This window comes from Tautonia sociabilis, from assembly GCF_003977685.1.
In the GTDB taxonomy this organism is placed as follows: Bacteria; Planctomycetota; Planctomycetia; order Isosphaerales; family Isosphaeraceae; genus Tautonia; species Tautonia sociabilis.
The window spans coordinates 82,958-98,781 of record NZ_RYZH01000002.1 but is presented as its reverse complement, the minus strand read 5'-3'; the positions used below and the strand labels follow the sequence as shown (position 1 = coordinate 98,781).

Here is a 15,824-nt window from a genome sequence, read left to right as displayed (position 1 = left end):
ACGTGCTCAACGCGCTCATCGAATTCAGCCTGAAGAACCGGTTCGTCGTCCTCCTGGCGGCGGCCATCCTGGTCGCCGTCGGGGTGCAGGCGGCCCTGCGGCTGCCGCTGGACGCCTTCCCGGACACGACCCCAGTGCAGGTGCAGGTCAACACGACCGCCCCGGAGCTCGGGCCCGAGGAGGTCGAGCGGCTGATCACCTTCCCCGTCGAGTACGCCATGGGCGGCCTGAAGGGGCTGGAGGAGGTCCGCTCGGTCTCCAAGTACGGGCTGTCGCAGGTCGTGCTGATCTTCAGCGACGACACCGACATCTACTTCGCCCGCCAGCAGATCAACGAGCGGCTCGGCGAGGCCGACCTACCCGAGGGCGTCGAGCGCCCCGCGATGGGCCCGGTCGCCACCGGGCTGGGCGAGGTCTACCACTACCTGCTGACCAGTTCCGACCCCGAGATCGGGCTGGATGGGCTGCGGACCATCCAGGACTGGGTGATCCGGCCGCGGCTGCTCCGGGTGCCGGGGGTGGCCGAGATCAACCCCTGGGGCGGACTGGCCAAGCAGTTCGAGGCGCGGGTCGACCCGATGAAGCTGGCCAAGTACCGGCTGACGCTCGACGACGTGACCCGCGCCTTGCGCGAGAACAACCAGAACGCCGGCGGCGGCTACGTCGTGCGGGCCGGCGAGTCCAGCCTGGTGCAGGGGGTCGGGCGGACCACCTCGGTCGAAGAGATCGCCGACGTGGTCGTCGCCGCCCAGGACGGGGTCCCGATCCGCGTCAAGGACGTCGCGGAGGTCGGCATCGGCCACGTGATCCGCCGCGGCGGCACGACCGCCAACGGCAACGGCGAGGCCGTCCTCGGCCTGGCCTTCATGCGCATGGGCGAGAACTCCCGCGACGTGACCCTGGCGCTGGACGCGGCCATGGAGGACGTCAAGCAAGCCATGCCCCCGGGCGTCGAGATCGACGTCGTCTACAAGCGGACCGAACTGGTCGACCAGGTGCTCCACACCGTCGAGAAGAACCTGTTCGAGGGGGCAATCCTGGTCATCGCCGTCCTGTTCGCCTTCCTCGGGAACCTCCGCGCCGGACTGATCGTGGCCTCGGCGATCCCGCTGTCGATGCTCTTCGCCGTGACGATGATGCAGAAAGTCGGCATCGCCGGGAGCCTCATGAGCCTCGGGGCCATCGACTTCGGCCTGGTCGTCGACAGCTCGGTCGTCATGGTCGAGAACTGCGTCCGGCGCCTCGCCCACGACCGATCGGGCCGGTCGAAGCTCGCCATCATCCGCGACGCGGCCGTCGAGGTGAGGAAGCCGACGATGTTCGGCGAGCTGATCATCATGATCGTCTACCTGCCGATCCTCACGCTCCAGGGCATCGAGGGGAAGCTGTTCCGGCCGATGGCCCTGACGGTCATCTTCGCCCTGGGCGCGTCGATGCTCCTGTCGCTGACCCTGATGCCGGTGCTGGCCTCGCTCGGCCTGCCGCGGAGGCTCTCGGAGAAGGAGACGATCGTCGACCGGATCGCCCACCGGGTCTTCCAGCCCATCCTCAAGCTCGGCCTGCGGTTCCCGAAGACGACGCTGGTCCTGGTCGGGGCGATCACCATCGGGGCCACGATTCTCGGCTTCGGGCTCGGCTCGGAGTTCGTCCCGCGCCTGAACGAAGGGTCGGTGGTCATCAACACCGTCCGGCTGGCCAGCGTCAGCCTGGAGGAGTCGCTGGAGTACGGGACCCACATCGAACGGATCCTCAAGGAGGAGTTCCCCGACGAGATCAAATCGATCTGGAGCCGGACCGGCACGGCCGAGGTGGCGACCGACCCGATGGGCTTCGAGGTCAGCGACGTCTACATCATGCTCACGCCCCGCGAGCGGTGGAGGCGCACCGGGACCCAGGAGGAGCTCGTCGCGGAGATGGCCGCGCTGACCGAGACGCTGCCCGGGATGCGGGCGGTGTACAGCCAGCCGATCGAGCTGCGAATCAACGAGATGGTCGCCGGCATCCGCGCCGACCTGGGCATCAAGCTCTTCGGGCCCGACCTGGAGATACTCAAGGAGAAGGCCGCCGAGATCGAGCGGATCGTCACCCAGATCCCCGGCGCCGCCGACGTCAGCACCGAGCAGATCACCGGCCTGCCGGTGCTGCGGGTGGTGGTCGACCGGCCGGCCCTGGCGCGCCACGGGGTCTCGGCCCGACAGGTGCTCGACGCCATCCGGGCCGCCGGGGGACTCCAGGTCGGCGAGGTCCTGGAGCCCGACCGGCGGTTCCCGCTGGCGGTCCGGCTGCCGATGGACTACCGCGACGACCCCCGGTCCCTGGAGCGCATCCTCATCCCCACGGCCGGCGGCCAGCGGCTCCCCCTGACCCGCCTGGCGAGGCTGGAGACGGTGACCGGGCCCTCGACCATCCAGCGCGAGTGGGGCGAGCGGCGGATCATCGTCCAGACCAACGTGCGGGGCCGGGACATCGGCTCGTTCGTCGAGGAGGCCCAGCGGGAGATCGGCAGGACGGTGGAACTTCCCCCCGGCTACGCGATCGCCTGGGGCGGGCAATTCGAGAACATGATCCGCGCCGAGCGGCGGCTGCTGATCGTCGTGCCGCTGGCGCTGGCGCTGATCCTGAGCCTGCTGTACCTGACGTTCCACTCCGTGCGGGACGCCCTGATGATCTTCAGCGGCGTGCTGTTCGCGCGGGTCGGCGGCGTGCTCGGCCTGTGGGCCATGGGCCTGCCGTTCACGATCTCGGCGGGGGTCGGCTTCGTCGCCCTGGCCGGGGCATCCATGCTCGAGGGCCTGATCCTGGTCAGCTACATCCGCGACCGCATGGCGTCGGGACTGCCCAAGCGCGAGGCCATCGAGCAGGCACGACTGGCCCGGTTGCGGCCCGTGCTGATGACCGGCACGGTCGCCGCGCTGGGATTCGTCCCGATGATGCTCTCCACCGGCATCGGGGCCGAGGTGCAACGGCCACTGGCCACCGTCGTCGTCTTCGGCATGGCCTGCGACACGTTCCTGACGATGCTGGCCTTGCCGGTGCTCTACCTGCTCTTCGGCAAGGGCCCCCAGCCCGAACCCGGGCCCGGGGGCGACGACGATCGCCGCGAACACGGGCCCGGGCCCGATCCGGAGGGCAACGGGCACCGCCGCATCGCGTCGGCCCGCGAGCCGGAGCCCGTGGGGGCATGAAGGCTCGACCCGCTGAGGAGGGCACGATGATGAGGTTTGGTCAGGAGTCGATGAGCGTGGCCCTGCGAGGGTTGGCCCGCGATGCACGCCGGGTGGCCGTGCGCGGGGTCGCGTCGCCGGGCGAGATGGCGGCGCTGTCCCGACGGATCGACCGCATGCGGCGGCTTTCAGGGCAGCCCGCGGCGTCGCCGTTGGGGCGTTGGCTAGACAGCCTGGAACGGCTGATTGAGCGTCACTCTGTCCCGTCTGGTACCTGCGTCTGCGGCACGAGTCCGAGGGCGGGCCATGCCCCGGAGGTTGGCGTGGCGGCCCATTGCCGGAGGGGGGAGCGATGATCGACGGATTTCGATCGGGCGACGACGGCCAACTCAGGGGGAACCGTTCGAAGACCTCAGGCCGCCGGTTCCTGGGCACACTCGGTGCAGAAGTGCTGCGGCAGGCCGTGCCCCTTCGGGCACATCACGAGGTCGTACTTCTTTTCCGCCTCCGGGTGGCAGAGGGTGCAGATGTCCTCCGGGATGCCGCCGTGCTCTGTGCAGAGCATAAGGGTGTTGGCGAGCTCCGCGTGGCAGAGGGTGCAGAACTTCTCCGGCACCCCGTGCTCCTTGCAGTAGAGCCCCGCGTCCTCGCCTGCGACCGACGCCGTCTCGGCCGGGGTGGGCGGCGCGGAGGACTGGCTGCAGCCCGCGCCGAGGAATGCCATCGACACGACCACCATCCCGATCGTCGTGATGGAGATGAACCGTCCCATGACTCGCTCCTTCGATCGACCTTGCCGTCATCGCGTGGTGCCGACCTCATCGACACCGGCGAGCCACGCCGGCCCGCCCTCTCGGCCACGACTATACGGCCCCGGGGGCGACCGCTTCAACCTCAAGGACGAACCAGCGCCCCCCCCCGAACGTCGCTACATTTTGCGCCGCAGACACATTCAGGCCGCCGGTCCCGCAGGATGCGATTAACCTGATGCCCGCGGTTCATCGAACCGAAAAACTGATCATGGCTTGGTAGGTTCCGCGTACGGAGTGCGTGGACGCACGGGCGGGAAGGATCCCGGCCCCGGCCCCAGGAGGGAGGCTCGAACCATGACCCGGCACGTCGTCTTTCTTGGTATCGCGATCGCCGTCGGCATCGGCACCCCGCAGGCGCACGCCCAGGTCCCGGACCTGTCCGGCCCGGGCTCGGGAGAGTCGACCCTCGGCGCCTCTCCCGGCTCCGACGGGGGCACGCCCGGCCAGGGGCCGGGGGCCGGAGGGGGCGTCATCGGGACCGGCCCCGGGCCGGGCTTCCCGCGCGTGCCCCAGGGAATCACCCGGCCGGGCCAGCCGTTCGGGGCCCCGGCCGAGCTCGGGATCGGCCCGGTCCCCTCCATCCCCGTGCCGGAGCTGCCGCTCTACGGCCGGCTCGAGGTGCCGACCGGGCCGGAGGCCGCAGGCCCCCCGGGGGGCCTGACGCTGGATCAGGCGATCGCCCGGCTCTTGCAGGCCAACACCGACCTCCGCGCCAAGGCGATGGAGATCCCCAAGGCCCAGGCCGACGTCATCACCGCCGGGCTCTGGGCCAACCCCCTGCTGTTCTTCGACTCGCAGCTGATCCCCTACGGCGGCCCCTTCGCGGAAGAGGCGGGGCCCACCCAGTACGACGTCAATATCACCCACCCGATCGACTGGAACGGCAAGTGGAAGCGCCGGCGCGAGGTCGCCGTCCTGGCCAAGAACGTCGTCGAGGCGCAGTATCAGGATGCCGTGCGGCTCCAGATCGACAACCTCTACACCGCCTGGGTCGACGTCCTGGCCGCCCGCGAGACCCTGCGCTACTTGCGCTACAGCAACGAGGCGCTCGGGGGCCTCGTCGAGGCGACCCGGGCCCTGCTCGATCAGGGGGCAGCGACCCCGGCCGACGTCAACCGCGTCGAGGTCCTGCTCGACAGCACGAGCATCGCACTGGTCGAGACCGAGGAGACGCTGCTCGACGCCAAGCGGACGCTGGCCACGGTGCTGTACCTCCCGCCCGACGCGGCGACGACGCTCGAGGTTACCGGCGTGCTCCGCGCGCCGGATCCGCCCATCCCGCCGGTCGAGGAGTTGATCGGCATGGCCCTGGCCGTCCGCCCGGACCTGGCGGCGTACCGGATCGGCATCCAGCGCGCCGGCGCCAACGTGCGACTGCAGCGGGCCAACCGCTTCGAGGACGTCTTCCTGTTCTATCAGCCCTACACCTTCCAGGAGCAGCGAGGGGGGACGGGGACGCACACCTCCTGGGCCATCGGCGCGACGATCCCCCTGCCGGTCTACAACCGCAACCAGGGGAACATCCAGCGGGCACGCCACACGGTCGTGCAGACGAAGATCCAGCTGGCCGACCTGGAGCGCCGGGTGATCACCGAGGTCCAGCGCGCCGAGCGGGCCTACGCCGTCTCTCTGTCCTCCGTACGGCGCCTCGAACAGGATGTCCTCCCCAAGGCCCGCCAGAACCTCGAGGCGAGCCTCGACCTCTACAAGGCCGGCGAGGAGGGCCAGATCGCCTTCCTGGAAGCCCAGCGGAACTTCAACGAGGTCTCGCGGCAGTACCGCGACACGCTCGTCCGGCACCGCCGCGTCATGCTCCAGCTCAACACGGCCGTGGGCCGAAGGCTCCTACCGTGAACGCACCACCGCCGTGCAGGCCGTGCGGGGTCATGGGTTGTCGCGGGGGCCTGCGTTAAACTAGGATGGGACAGATGCCGAGTTCATCTCCCGGTGGATCTGCCATGTTCCGGACAGGGATCATCCTCGCCGTCGTCGGCCTGCTCGTGGTCGATCCGATCTTGTGCCGGACGGCACAGGCAGAGGCCCCCTGTCCCGGACATGGCCACGCCCAGCTCGCCGCATGTCCCGATCACCCCGAACCGTCCCACTCCGACCCGGAATCGGCCCACGGCTGCATCTGCCAGGGGGCCACCTCCGATCGGGCGACCAAGCAGCAGGCGCACGCGGCGTATGCTGACGCCGTGGTCATGTGCTCCACGCCGAACTCGTCATGGCTGCTGGCGACCACCGGGCGAATCCCTTCACCGCTCGTCCTCTCGCGCGGCCCCGCCACCGGCCGCGCGATCTGCATATCCAATCAGTCCCTCCTGATCTGACACTTCCCCTCCCACGCTCCTCGGGCGGGCCCACGCCAAGCCGTGCGCCCCGCTCGAACACGCTGCGCGCCGCGTCCCCTTCCCGCATCGCCCTCCCTTCCGAACGGTGGCCCGATTATGCGCCCGACTCCCGAGACAGGAACTCAGGTCCCGAAACCTCGCGCCCGTCCGCCGCTGAAGCTCGCGCTCGTGCTCCTGACCGGGGCCATCGCCGGGGCCGGGGCGATGTATGCGGCCGGAGGGCTCCTGCGGCCAGCCGCCTCGACTCGGCCCGAGGCCGAGGGCAACCGGGGCGCCGCCCCGCCCGACGAGCACGGGCATGCCGGGGGCGAAGAAGAGCGCGAGGAACATGCACCCGGCGTGGTCGACATGCCCAGGGAGAAGTGGGAGGGCGCCGGGATCGAGGTCGCCCCGGCGCGCCGCGACACGCTCACCCTGACGAAGTGGGTCACCGGCAACGTCACTCCCAACGAGGACCGGCTGGCCCACATCTACTCGCTGGTCGAGGGGACCGTCCACGAGGTGCGCGTCCGCTACGGGGACCGCGTGCAGTCCGGCGACGTCCTGGCGGTCATCGACAGCATGAGGGTCGGCGAGGCGAAGCTCGCGCTGGTGCAGGCCCGGCTCGACGTCCGGATCGCCCAGGTGAACCTCGACTGGAAGCAGACGATCGCCGAGAACACCCGGGGGCTGATCGAGGCCCTGGAACAGGGCATCGCCCCGCAGCAGATCGCCGAGCGATTCCAGGACCGGCCGATGGGCGCGTATCGCGAGCAGCTGGTCTCGGCCTACGCGAGGCTGCACCAGGCCCGCGCCGAATTCGAGCGGGACCGGAACCTCTACGAGCAGAAGCGGGTCATCAGCGAGCAGCAGTACATCAAGACCAAGGCCGACTTCGAGGCCGCCCAGGCCACGTTCGGCGCGCTGAAGGAGCAGGCCAGGTTCACGATCGAGCAGGAGCTGATCCAGGCCAAGCAGGCCCTCGAGGCGGCGCAGGTGGCCGAGGGGACCGCCAGCTCGACGCTCTACATCCTCGGCTACGACAAGGAGGGGGTGGACGGGGTGGATCCGATCGGTCAGGGCGAGGAGGTGGCCCACTACGCGATCGCCGCCCCGTTCGACGGCACGATCATCGCCAAGGACGTCGTCCGGGACGAACGGGTGGGGCCCGACACGAAGCTCTTCGACCTGACCGACCTCTCCACCGTCTGGGTCCAGGCCGACGTCTACGAGAAGGACCTCCCGTACCTGGAGGGGCTGCAGGGCCGGACGATTCGATTGCGGTCCAGCTCCTACCCCGACCGGCTTTTCGAGGCGACGGTCTTCTACGCGGGGGACGTCGTGGACGCGGAGACCCGCACCGTGCGGATGATGGCCGCGGCCGAGAACCCCGATCGGGTCTTGAAGCCCGGCATGTTCGTGGAGGTCGAGCTGCCGACCGGCACGGCCGCGGACATCGTGCAGGTGCCGAAGTCGGCCATCCAGGCCGACGAGGGAGAGACCTTCGTCTTCGTCCAGGAGGCGGAGGAGGAATTCGTGCGGCGGGACGTGGCCGTGGGGCGCGAGGGAGCGGACGTGGTCGAGGTCACCGAGGGGCTCGAAGGCGGAGAGCCCATCGCCATCCGCGGCACCTTCGCGCTGAAGGCCGAGATGATGCGCGGCGAGCTGGCCGAGGGGGGGCATTCCCACTGACGGCGTCCCTGCGAGGTCGTCGGTCCGGCCCGATTTCACTCCCCCGAAAGGCCCATCCATGCTCAACAAGATCATCGAGTTCTCGCTGCACAATCGCTTCCTGATCCTGGTCTTCACCGCCATCCTCATCGGCTCCGGGATCTATTCGGTCCTGCGGCTGCCGATCGACGCGGTGCCCGACCTGACCAACATCCAGGTCCAGGTCCTGACCAACGCCCCTGCGCTCGGCCCCCTGGAAGTGGAGCAATACATCACCTTCCCGGTCGAGACCGCGATGAGCGGCCTGCCGCGGGTCGAGGAGATCCGCTCGGTCTCCCGCATCGGCCTGTCGGCCGTCACGGTCATCTTCGAGGAGGGGGTCGACATCTACTGGGCCCGGTCGCTCGTCCTGGAGCGGCTGTCGCAGGCACGCGACGCGATCCCGCCCGGCTACGGCGAGCCCGAGATGGCCCCGATCTCCAGCGGCCTGGGCGAGATCTTCCAGTTCGAGGTCCGCGGCGAGGGCTACTCGCTGATGGAGCTGCGCACCGTCCTCGACTGGTACGTCGGCTATCAGCTCAAGACGGTGCCGGGCCTGGTGGAGGTCAACAGCTTCGGCGGCGAGCTGAAGACCTACGAGGTCCAGGTCGACCCGGAGCGGCTGCTCAACTACGGCATCGCGATGGACCGGGTGTTCGAGGCCCTGCGCCGCAACAACGCCAACGAGGGCGGCGGCTACATCGTCCACTACGACGAGCAGCGGATCGTCCGCGGCCAGGGGCTGATCAAGTCGCTCGACGAGCTCGGCGACGTCGTCCTGGCCAGCCGGGAGGACGGCACGCCGATCCACGTCCGCGACGTGGCCGAGGTCCGCTTCGCCCCGATGCTCCGCCAGGGGGCCGTCACGCGCGACGGCCGCGGCGAGGCCGTCACCGGCATCTGCATGATGCTCATGGGCGAGAACGCCCGCGTGGTCGCCGAGCGGGTCAAGGCGGAGCTCGAGCGGATCGGGCCGAGCCTGCCGCCGGGGGTGACGATCGAGGTGTTCTACGACCGCACCGACCTGGTGCGCCGGACAATCATGACGGTGCTGAAGAACCTCTCGGAGGGCGGCCTGCTCGTCATCGTCGTGCTGTTCCTGCTGCTGGGCAACCTGCGGGCCGGCCTGGTGGTGGCCTTCGCCATCCCGCTGGCGATGTTCTTCGCCATCGACAACATGGTCTACTGGGGCATCGCCGGCAGCCTGATGAGCCTGGGCGCCATCGACTTCGGCCTGGTCGTCGACAGCTCGGTGATCATGATCGAGAACTGCGTGCGGCGGCTCTCCGGCCACGGCCCCCCGGAGGATGAGGATCGCCCGCTGCTCGACGTGGTGCGGGACGCGGCGATCGAGGTGCGCAAGCCCACGATGTTCGGCGAGCTGATCATCGCCATCGTCTACCTGCCGATCCTGGCGCTGCAGGGCATGGAGGGCAAGCTGTTCCGCCCGATGGCGCTCACCGTCATCTTCGCCCTGTTCGGGTCGATGGTCCTGTCGCTGACGCTCATGCCCGTGCTCGCGTCGCTGGCCCTGCGGCGGCCGCACGACCCGATCAGTCCGGCCCTCGGCTGGTGCCGGCGGCACCGCGTGCTCACGTCGCTTGCGATCGCCGCGGTCTCGGTCGGCCTGCCGCTGGGCCTGGTCCTCTGGAACCTCGGGGTCCCCATTTCGGGCCTCGGCCGCCCGCTCGAGGTCTTGACGCTGTTGCGAAAGCATCTGCCGACCGAGGAATTGATCCTCCTGCTGGTCATGCCCGCCGCCCTGCTCGGCCTGGCCCTGACGGCCGTCTTCCTCGGCGGTCCGGTGCAGGAGAAGGAGGTCTTCCTGGTCCGCTGGGCCGGGGCGATCTACCAGCCGGTCCTGCGCCGTGTCCTCCTCCACCCGGTGCTGACCTTCGCCACGGCCGTCGCGATCTTCCTCGCGAGCCTCTGGGTCGCCAAGGACCTGGGCGCGGAGTTCATGCCCAAGCTCGACGAGGGGGCCGTCGCCCTGCAGGCGTGGCGGCTGCCGAGCGTGTCGCTGGAGAAGTCGATCGCCGACACCACGCGGATCGAGCGGGTGCTCAAGGCCTTCCCCGAGGTCGAGACCGTCGTCTCGCGGACCGGCCGGGCGGAGATCGCCACCGACCCGATGGGCGTGGAGATCAGCGACATCATCGTGATGCTCCGCCCGGAGGAGGCATGGACGACCCTGGAGAGCCCCGAGAGCCTGGCCCGGGTCATGCAGGGGGTGCTCGGGAGCCGGGACCCGGACGAGCTGGGACGGCGGGCCGAGGAGATCTTCGCCGAGTTCGGCGAGCGGAACCTCTTCAACCCGAAGGACCGGCTGGTCATGGCCTTCGACGAGCTGCTGAACGCCGTCGTGCCGGGGAACGTCTTCAGCTACTCGCAGCCGATCGAGCTGCGGGTGCAGGAGCTGGTCGCGGGCGTGCGCTCCGACCTGGGCATCAGCCTCTACGGCGACGACCTGGATCTGCTCAAGCGGAAGGGCGACGAGATTGTCGCCGTGCTCCAGGCGATCCCCGGCGCCGCCGAGGCCAAGGCGCAGCAGATCGCCGGGCTCCCGGTGCTGCGGGTGGACGTCGACCGCGACGCCATCGCCCGCTACGGGGTCAACGCCTCCGACGTGCTCGACGCCGTGGGTGCCATCGGCGGCAAGGTCGTCGGCCAGGTCTTCGAGGGCCAGCGGCGCTTCGCGCTGCAAGTCCGCTTCCCCGCCGACGTGCGCCAGGACCTGGAGGCCCTGCGCCGCATCAAGGTGGCCGACCCCCGGGGCCGGCAGATCCCCCTGGAGCAGCTGGCCTCGCTGACCATCGAGCAGGGGCCGCTGCAGATCTTCCGCCAGAAGATCCGCCGCCGCCAGCTGATCGAGTGCAACGTGCGCGGCCGCGACGTGGCCACCTTCGTCGCCGAGGCGCAGCGTCGCATCGCGGAGGAGGTGGACCTGCCCCCCGGCTACTCGCTGCACTGGGGCGGCCAGTTCGAGAACCTGATCTCGGCCTCGCGGCGGCTGGCGGTCGTGGTGCCGCTGGCCCTGGGGCTGATCTTCATCCTGCTCTACTCGACGTTCAACTCGGCGCGGCTGGCGGCGCTGATCTACCTGGCCGTGCCGATGGCCGCGATCGGCGGCATCTTCGCCCTGGCGCTGCGCGGCATGCCGTTCTCGATCTCCGCCGGGGTCGGGTTCATCGCCCTGTTCGGCGTGGCCGTCCTGAACGGCCTGGTGCTGGTCAGCTACGCCGAGCACGTCCGCGAGCAGGGCTCGGGGCCCAACGAGGCGGCCTTCCAGGCCGGGCGGGTCCGGCTGCGGCCGGTGCTGACGACGGCCCTGGTGGCGAGCCTGGGCTTCCTGCCCATGGCGCTGGCGACCAGCGCCGGGGCGGAGGTCCAGCGCCCGCTCGCCACGGTGGTCATCGGAGGCCTCATCTCCTCGACGCTCCTGACCCTGCTGGTCGTGCCGGCGATCTATCACTGGTTCGTGCCGCCCGGCCCGCGAGCGGACGACTCCCCGCCTGGCACGGCTCATTGATCACCCGGGCCCGCGCGGCTAGGCTTCCACGCCGGGGCGCGGATCCCCGAAGCCGATGAGGGCGACCCGGACGAGCTGATGCCGAACGTCCGGCGCGGATGCGAGCGGCTAGTCCCGCGGCCCATTGGATTTCCTATAGATTACTTATACGAACATCCCTAACATCCTGAAAATACAAGGGTGGAGGAATTGGACATGAGTTCGGAAATCGCAGGCACGGCGGCCGGGAGGAACAAAGGCCGACTCGCCGTCGTGCTCGGCCTGACGACCGTCTACCTGGTCGCGGAGGTCGTCGGCGGCCTGCTCACGGGGAGCCTCGCGCTCCTCGCCGACGCCGGCCACATGCTGACGGACGTGGGCGGGCTCGCCCTGGCGTTGCTCGCGATCTGGTTCGCCGAGCGGCCCGCGACGCCCGAGCGGACCTACGGCTATTACCGGGCCGAGATCCTGGCGGCGCTGGCGAACGCGATCGTGCTCTTCGCCATCTCCTTCTACATCCTCTACGAGGCATACCGGCGATTCCTCGATCCGCCGGAGGTGGCGAGCGGTTGGATGCTCCTCGTGGCCGCCATCGGCCTCGCCGTCAATCTCGCCGGGATGGCCATCCTCCGCTCCGCCGCGGGCGACAGCCTGAACATGAGGGGGGCGTATTTCGAGGTCCTCTCCGACATGCTGACCTCGATCGGCGTCATCGCCGCCGGCCTGATCATGTGGGTAACCGGCTGGTACTATGCCGACCCGCTCTTCTCAGCCGGGATCGGCCTGTTCATCCTCCCCCGGACGTGGAAGCTGCTGATGGACGCGGTCCACGTGCTCCTCGAGGGCACGCCGTCGGACGTCAACCTCGCGGCCGTCCGCGAGGCTATCGCCGGTACCCCAGGGGTCGCGGGAGTGCACGACCTCCACGCCTGGTCGCTCACCTCGGGCTCGAATGCGCTGAGCGTCCACGTCGTTCTGGAGGACGACGCCGCCCCAAGCATCATCCTGGCCGGCGTCCGGAGGCGAATCGTCGAGGGGTTCCCGATCGCCCACACGACGATCCAGGTCGAGCCTGCTGACTACCGGGAGGAAGGGCAATTGCACCTGTGACGTGCCGCGCGGCATCGCCTCACGAGCACCGGTCGCGCCTCTTGGACTGTCATCCGTAACGCATGCGCGGAGACCTTGCCGTGACGTCGACCACCGCGGCATCGCGGGCTGCCGCACGCGGCCCGGCGCTGGGGCGCATCTTGCGATTCTCCCTCCCGGGGCGGGCGCGGCGTGTGGAAGCAGTGCGGCGATGGATAATACCGCGGAGAAAGGCCCTGCGCGATCAGGCCGCCTTCCTCGTCCTGCCCATTTCGCGGCAGCTTTGCGCGCAGCGACGGCAAGCCTCGGCGCAGCGCGTCATCTCCGCGCCGCCGACGCGTTCGCAGGACTCGGCGCATGCCTCGCAGATCTCGGCGCAGCTGGCGCACTGCGATGCCTGGAATTCCGAGCCGCGGCGCATGAAGTCGGCCGCCGTCTGGCAGGCCTGGATACAGTCCGCCATGAGCCTCACAAGCCGGGCTTCGACGTGATCTCCGCCCATCTCCAGGCATTGATGGTAGAGCGTGTTCTCGCAAACATCGTGGCAGTCCCGACACTGCCGGATGCAGTCCTCAATACGGCGATCGTGGTCCATAAATCCTCCATTTGTGTTACGGGTTATCGCCCCGAACGGCATGGGCGAAGGGCGACGGTAGGGCGTTTCGCCTAAGAATTCGATTCACAACGAAAATATATGAATAAATTTAAGTTAACTTATTATTGATAATTTATGATCATTTCTATTGATTTTCCACAATCACTGCCGGGTTCGAAACATGGATTCTCGCCACACTCTCATCGACCTCAATTCCCTCCTGCCCGAGCTGCCCGGGGCCGACGACGCCTGCGTCGCCCGCCTGGAGGCCCTGATCGGCGAGGGGCGCGGCATTAGCCGCGCGCACACCCTGCGCGACGACGGGGGCCCCGCCACACTCTGCCTGCACTACGACCCGGACGTGGTGACGCTCGCCCAGGTCGAGCGGCTGGCCAGGGCTGCCGGGCTGCAGATCACCGAACGATTCGGCCACGCCCTCCTGCCGTTTCGCCTGGTGGGCGGCGAGGACGCGGCGCGGCGGGTCGAGGCGGGCCTCGCCCGTCTCCACGGGGTGCTGGGCGTCTCGGTGAGCCTGCCGGCCCAGGCCGCCCGGGTCGAATTCGACCGGCGGGGCGTCTCCCTGGAGGAGATCGAGCGACGGCTGAGGGAGCTGACCGACCCGCCCTCCCGCGATCGCTCCTGCGCGTCATGCGGCCCCGCGGCCGGCGGGCGCGAGGGGACGCCAGACGGCTGGTATGCGCGTCACAAGGAGCTCATCTGGAGCCTTGTCGCGATCGCGCTCCTCGCGGCGGCGTGGTGCGGCGAGCGGTGGGGAGGCCTGTCCCGGGGGGCGGCGATCGCCGTCTACCTCGGCTCGTACGCCTTCGGCGGCTTCGACCTGGTGCGCCACGCCCTGAAATCCTGGAGCAAGGGGCGATTCACCTTCGACATCGACCTTCTCATGATCGTCGCCTCCATCGGTGCCGCGGTGCTCGGCCAATGGACCGAGGGGGCATTCCTGCTGTGCCTGTTCTCCCTCGCCCATGCGCTGGAGCATTACGCCCTCGACCGCGCCAGGGGCGCCATCCGGGCGCTGGCCGACCTCGCCCCGCCCGTGGCCCGCGTCCTGCGAGAAGGTCGCGAGGTCGAGGTGGCGGTCGAGCAGGTGGCCAAGGGAGAGGTGGTGATCGTCCGGCCGGCCGAGCGGATCCCCGTCGACGGCACCATCCGCACCGGCCGCTCGGCGGTCGATCAAGCCCCGATCACGGGCGAATCCGTCCCGGTGGAGAAGGAGCCGGGGGCGGAGGTTTACGCGGGGACGATCAACGGCGAGGGGGCGCTCGAGGTCGAGACCACGCGTGCCGTCGGGGACCGCACGCTCGACCGGGTCGTCCAACTCGTCTCGGAGGCCCAGACGCAGAAGGCCCCCACGCAGCAATTCACCGATCGGTTCGAGGCGATCTTCGTGCCGGCGGTCCTCGCGGCCGACCTGCTCCTCATCACCCTGCCCCCGCTGCTGGGCGTCTGGGGCTGGCAGACGAGCTTCTATCGCGGGATGGCGCTCCTCGTGGCCGCCTCCCCCTGCGCGCTGGCGCTGGGCACCCCCGCGGCGGTCCTGGCCGCGATCGCCCAGGCCGCCCGCAAGGGCGTGCTGATCAAGGGCGGAGCGCATCTGGAGAATCTCGGGACGCTCAGGGCGATCGCCCTCGATAAGACGGGGACGCTCACCGTGGGCAAGCCCGAGGTGACGGACCTGGTCCCGGCGGCGGGGATCGACGAGGACCAGCTCCTCGGCGTCGCCGGCGCGGTCGAGCGGCGCAGCCAGCACCCGCTCGCCCGGGCCGTGGTGCGGCGCGCCGAGGAGGCGCAGCTGGAATTCCGCGAGGCGGGGGAGCTGGAGAGCGTGACGGCACGCGGGGTCCGCTCGACGATCGCGGGCCAGGAGGTCGAGATCGGCACGCTCCGCCTGTGGGAAGGCGAGGACATCCCCGGCGAGATCCGGGCGGCGATGGCCCGGCTCCAGGCCGCCGGCCGCAGCGTCATGGCCGTGCGGCACGGCGACCGCTGGCTCGGCGTCATCGGGGTCGCGGACCGTCCCCGCGAGGGCGTGAAGGAAGTATTGGGCCGGCTGCGCGACCTGGGCGTTCGGCCGCTCGTGATGCTCACCGGCGACAATCGGGGCGTCGGGGAGACCATCGGCAGGGAAGTGGGGGTGGACGAGGTGAAGGCCGACCTCCTGCCGGAGGATAAGGTGTCGGCGATCAAGGAGATGCTCGCGGCGCACGGCCGGGTGGCGATGGTCGGGGACGGCGTCAACGACGCGCCGGCGCTGGCCAATGCGACGGTGGGCATCGCCATGGGAGGGGCCGGGACGGCCGTGGCGCTCGAGACCGCGGACATGGCCCTGATGGGAGACGACCTGGCGAAGCTGCCCTTCGCCGTGGGCCTCAGCCGGATGGCAAGCAGGGTCATCCGCCAGAATCTCTGCGTCTCCCTGGGCGTGATCGCCCTCCTGATCGTCGCGACGACGACGGGGTATTTCGGGATCGGCGCGGCCGTCTTCTTCCACGAGGGGAGCACGCTCGTGGTGCTGGCGAACGCCCTCCGGCTCCTCGGATATTCGCGCGGACCGGCCGGAGACGCGGGGCCGGGGCAGTTCACCCAAGGATAAGC

Annotated in this window: 9 protein-coding genes; 7 read left to right on the top strand and 2 right to left on the bottom strand. The window is 69.7% G+C overall.

The window, feature by feature from the left end; translation table 11 throughout:
* Positions 1 to 2 precede the first annotated feature (2 nt).
* The gene (locus tag TsocGM_RS01575) at positions 3 to 3,185 is read left to right on the top strand and encodes an efflux RND transporter permease subunit (protein ID WP_126723563.1); all 3,183 of its coding nucleotides are present in this window, start codon (positions 3 to 5) and stop codon (positions 3,183 to 3,185) included.
* A 391-nt stretch (positions 3,186 to 3,576) separates the two neighbouring features.
* Here TsocGM_RS01575 and TsocGM_RS26705 read toward each other — a convergent pair whose 3' ends face one another.
* Positions 3,577 to 3,936 carry a hypothetical protein gene (locus TsocGM_RS26705; protein ID WP_233578165.1) on the bottom strand — a complete coding sequence of 120 codons (360 nt, stop codon included), beginning with the start codon at positions 3,934 to 3,936 and terminating at the stop codon, positions 3,577 to 3,579.
* 334 nt (positions 3,937 to 4,270) lie between these two features.
* Between TsocGM_RS26705 and TsocGM_RS01565 the strand changes: the two genes are divergently transcribed.
* From TsocGM_RS01565 to TsocGM_RS01540, 5 genes are all read left to right on the top strand, one after another.
* On the top strand, positions 4,271 to 5,830 hold the full coding sequence (locus TsocGM_RS01565; RefSeq protein WP_126723562.1) for a TolC family protein: 1,560 nt from the start codon (positions 4,271 to 4,273) through the stop codon (positions 5,828 to 5,830).
* A 104-nt stretch (positions 5,831 to 5,934) separates the two neighbouring features.
* On the top strand, positions 5,935 to 6,309 hold the full coding sequence (locus TsocGM_RS01560; protein ID WP_126723561.1) for a hypothetical protein: 375 nt from the start codon (positions 5,935 to 5,937) through the stop codon (positions 6,307 to 6,309).
* 189 nt (positions 6,310 to 6,498) lie between these two features.
* On the top strand, positions 6,499 to 8,001 hold the full coding sequence (locus TsocGM_RS01555) for an efflux RND transporter periplasmic adaptor subunit (protein WP_158633329.1): 1,503 nt from the start codon (positions 6,499 to 6,501) through the stop codon (positions 7,999 to 8,001).
* Between the two features lie 58 nt (positions 8,002 to 8,059).
* Positions 8,060 to 11,548: an efflux RND transporter permease subunit gene (locus TsocGM_RS26700; RefSeq protein WP_233578164.1), complete on the top strand. Its 3,489-nt coding sequence runs from the start codon at positions 8,060 to 8,062 to the stop codon at positions 11,546 to 11,548.
* Positions 11,549 to 11,743: 195 nt separating this feature from the next.
* Positions 11,744 to 12,637 carry a cation diffusion facilitator family transporter gene (locus TsocGM_RS01540; protein ID WP_126723559.1) on the top strand — a complete coding sequence of 298 codons (894 nt, stop codon included), beginning with the start codon at positions 11,744 to 11,746 and terminating at the stop codon, positions 12,635 to 12,637.
* A gap of 223 nt (positions 12,638 to 12,860) precedes the next feature.
* Here TsocGM_RS01540 and TsocGM_RS01535 read toward each other — a convergent pair whose 3' ends face one another.
* The gene (locus tag TsocGM_RS01535; protein ID WP_126723558.1) at positions 12,861 to 13,211 is read right to left on the bottom strand and encodes a four-helix bundle copper-binding protein; all 351 of its coding nucleotides are present in this window, start codon (positions 13,209 to 13,211) and stop codon (positions 12,861 to 12,863) included.
* A gap of 181 nt (positions 13,212 to 13,392) precedes the next feature.
* Here TsocGM_RS01535 and TsocGM_RS01530 point away from each other — a divergent pair, with 181 nt between their 5' ends.
* A complete protein-coding gene (locus TsocGM_RS01530; protein ID WP_126723557.1) occupies positions 13,393 to 15,822 on the top strand; it encodes a heavy metal translocating P-type ATPase in 2,430 nt (809 codons plus the stop codon).
* The last annotated feature ends 2 nt before the right edge of the window (positions 15,823 to 15,824 follow it).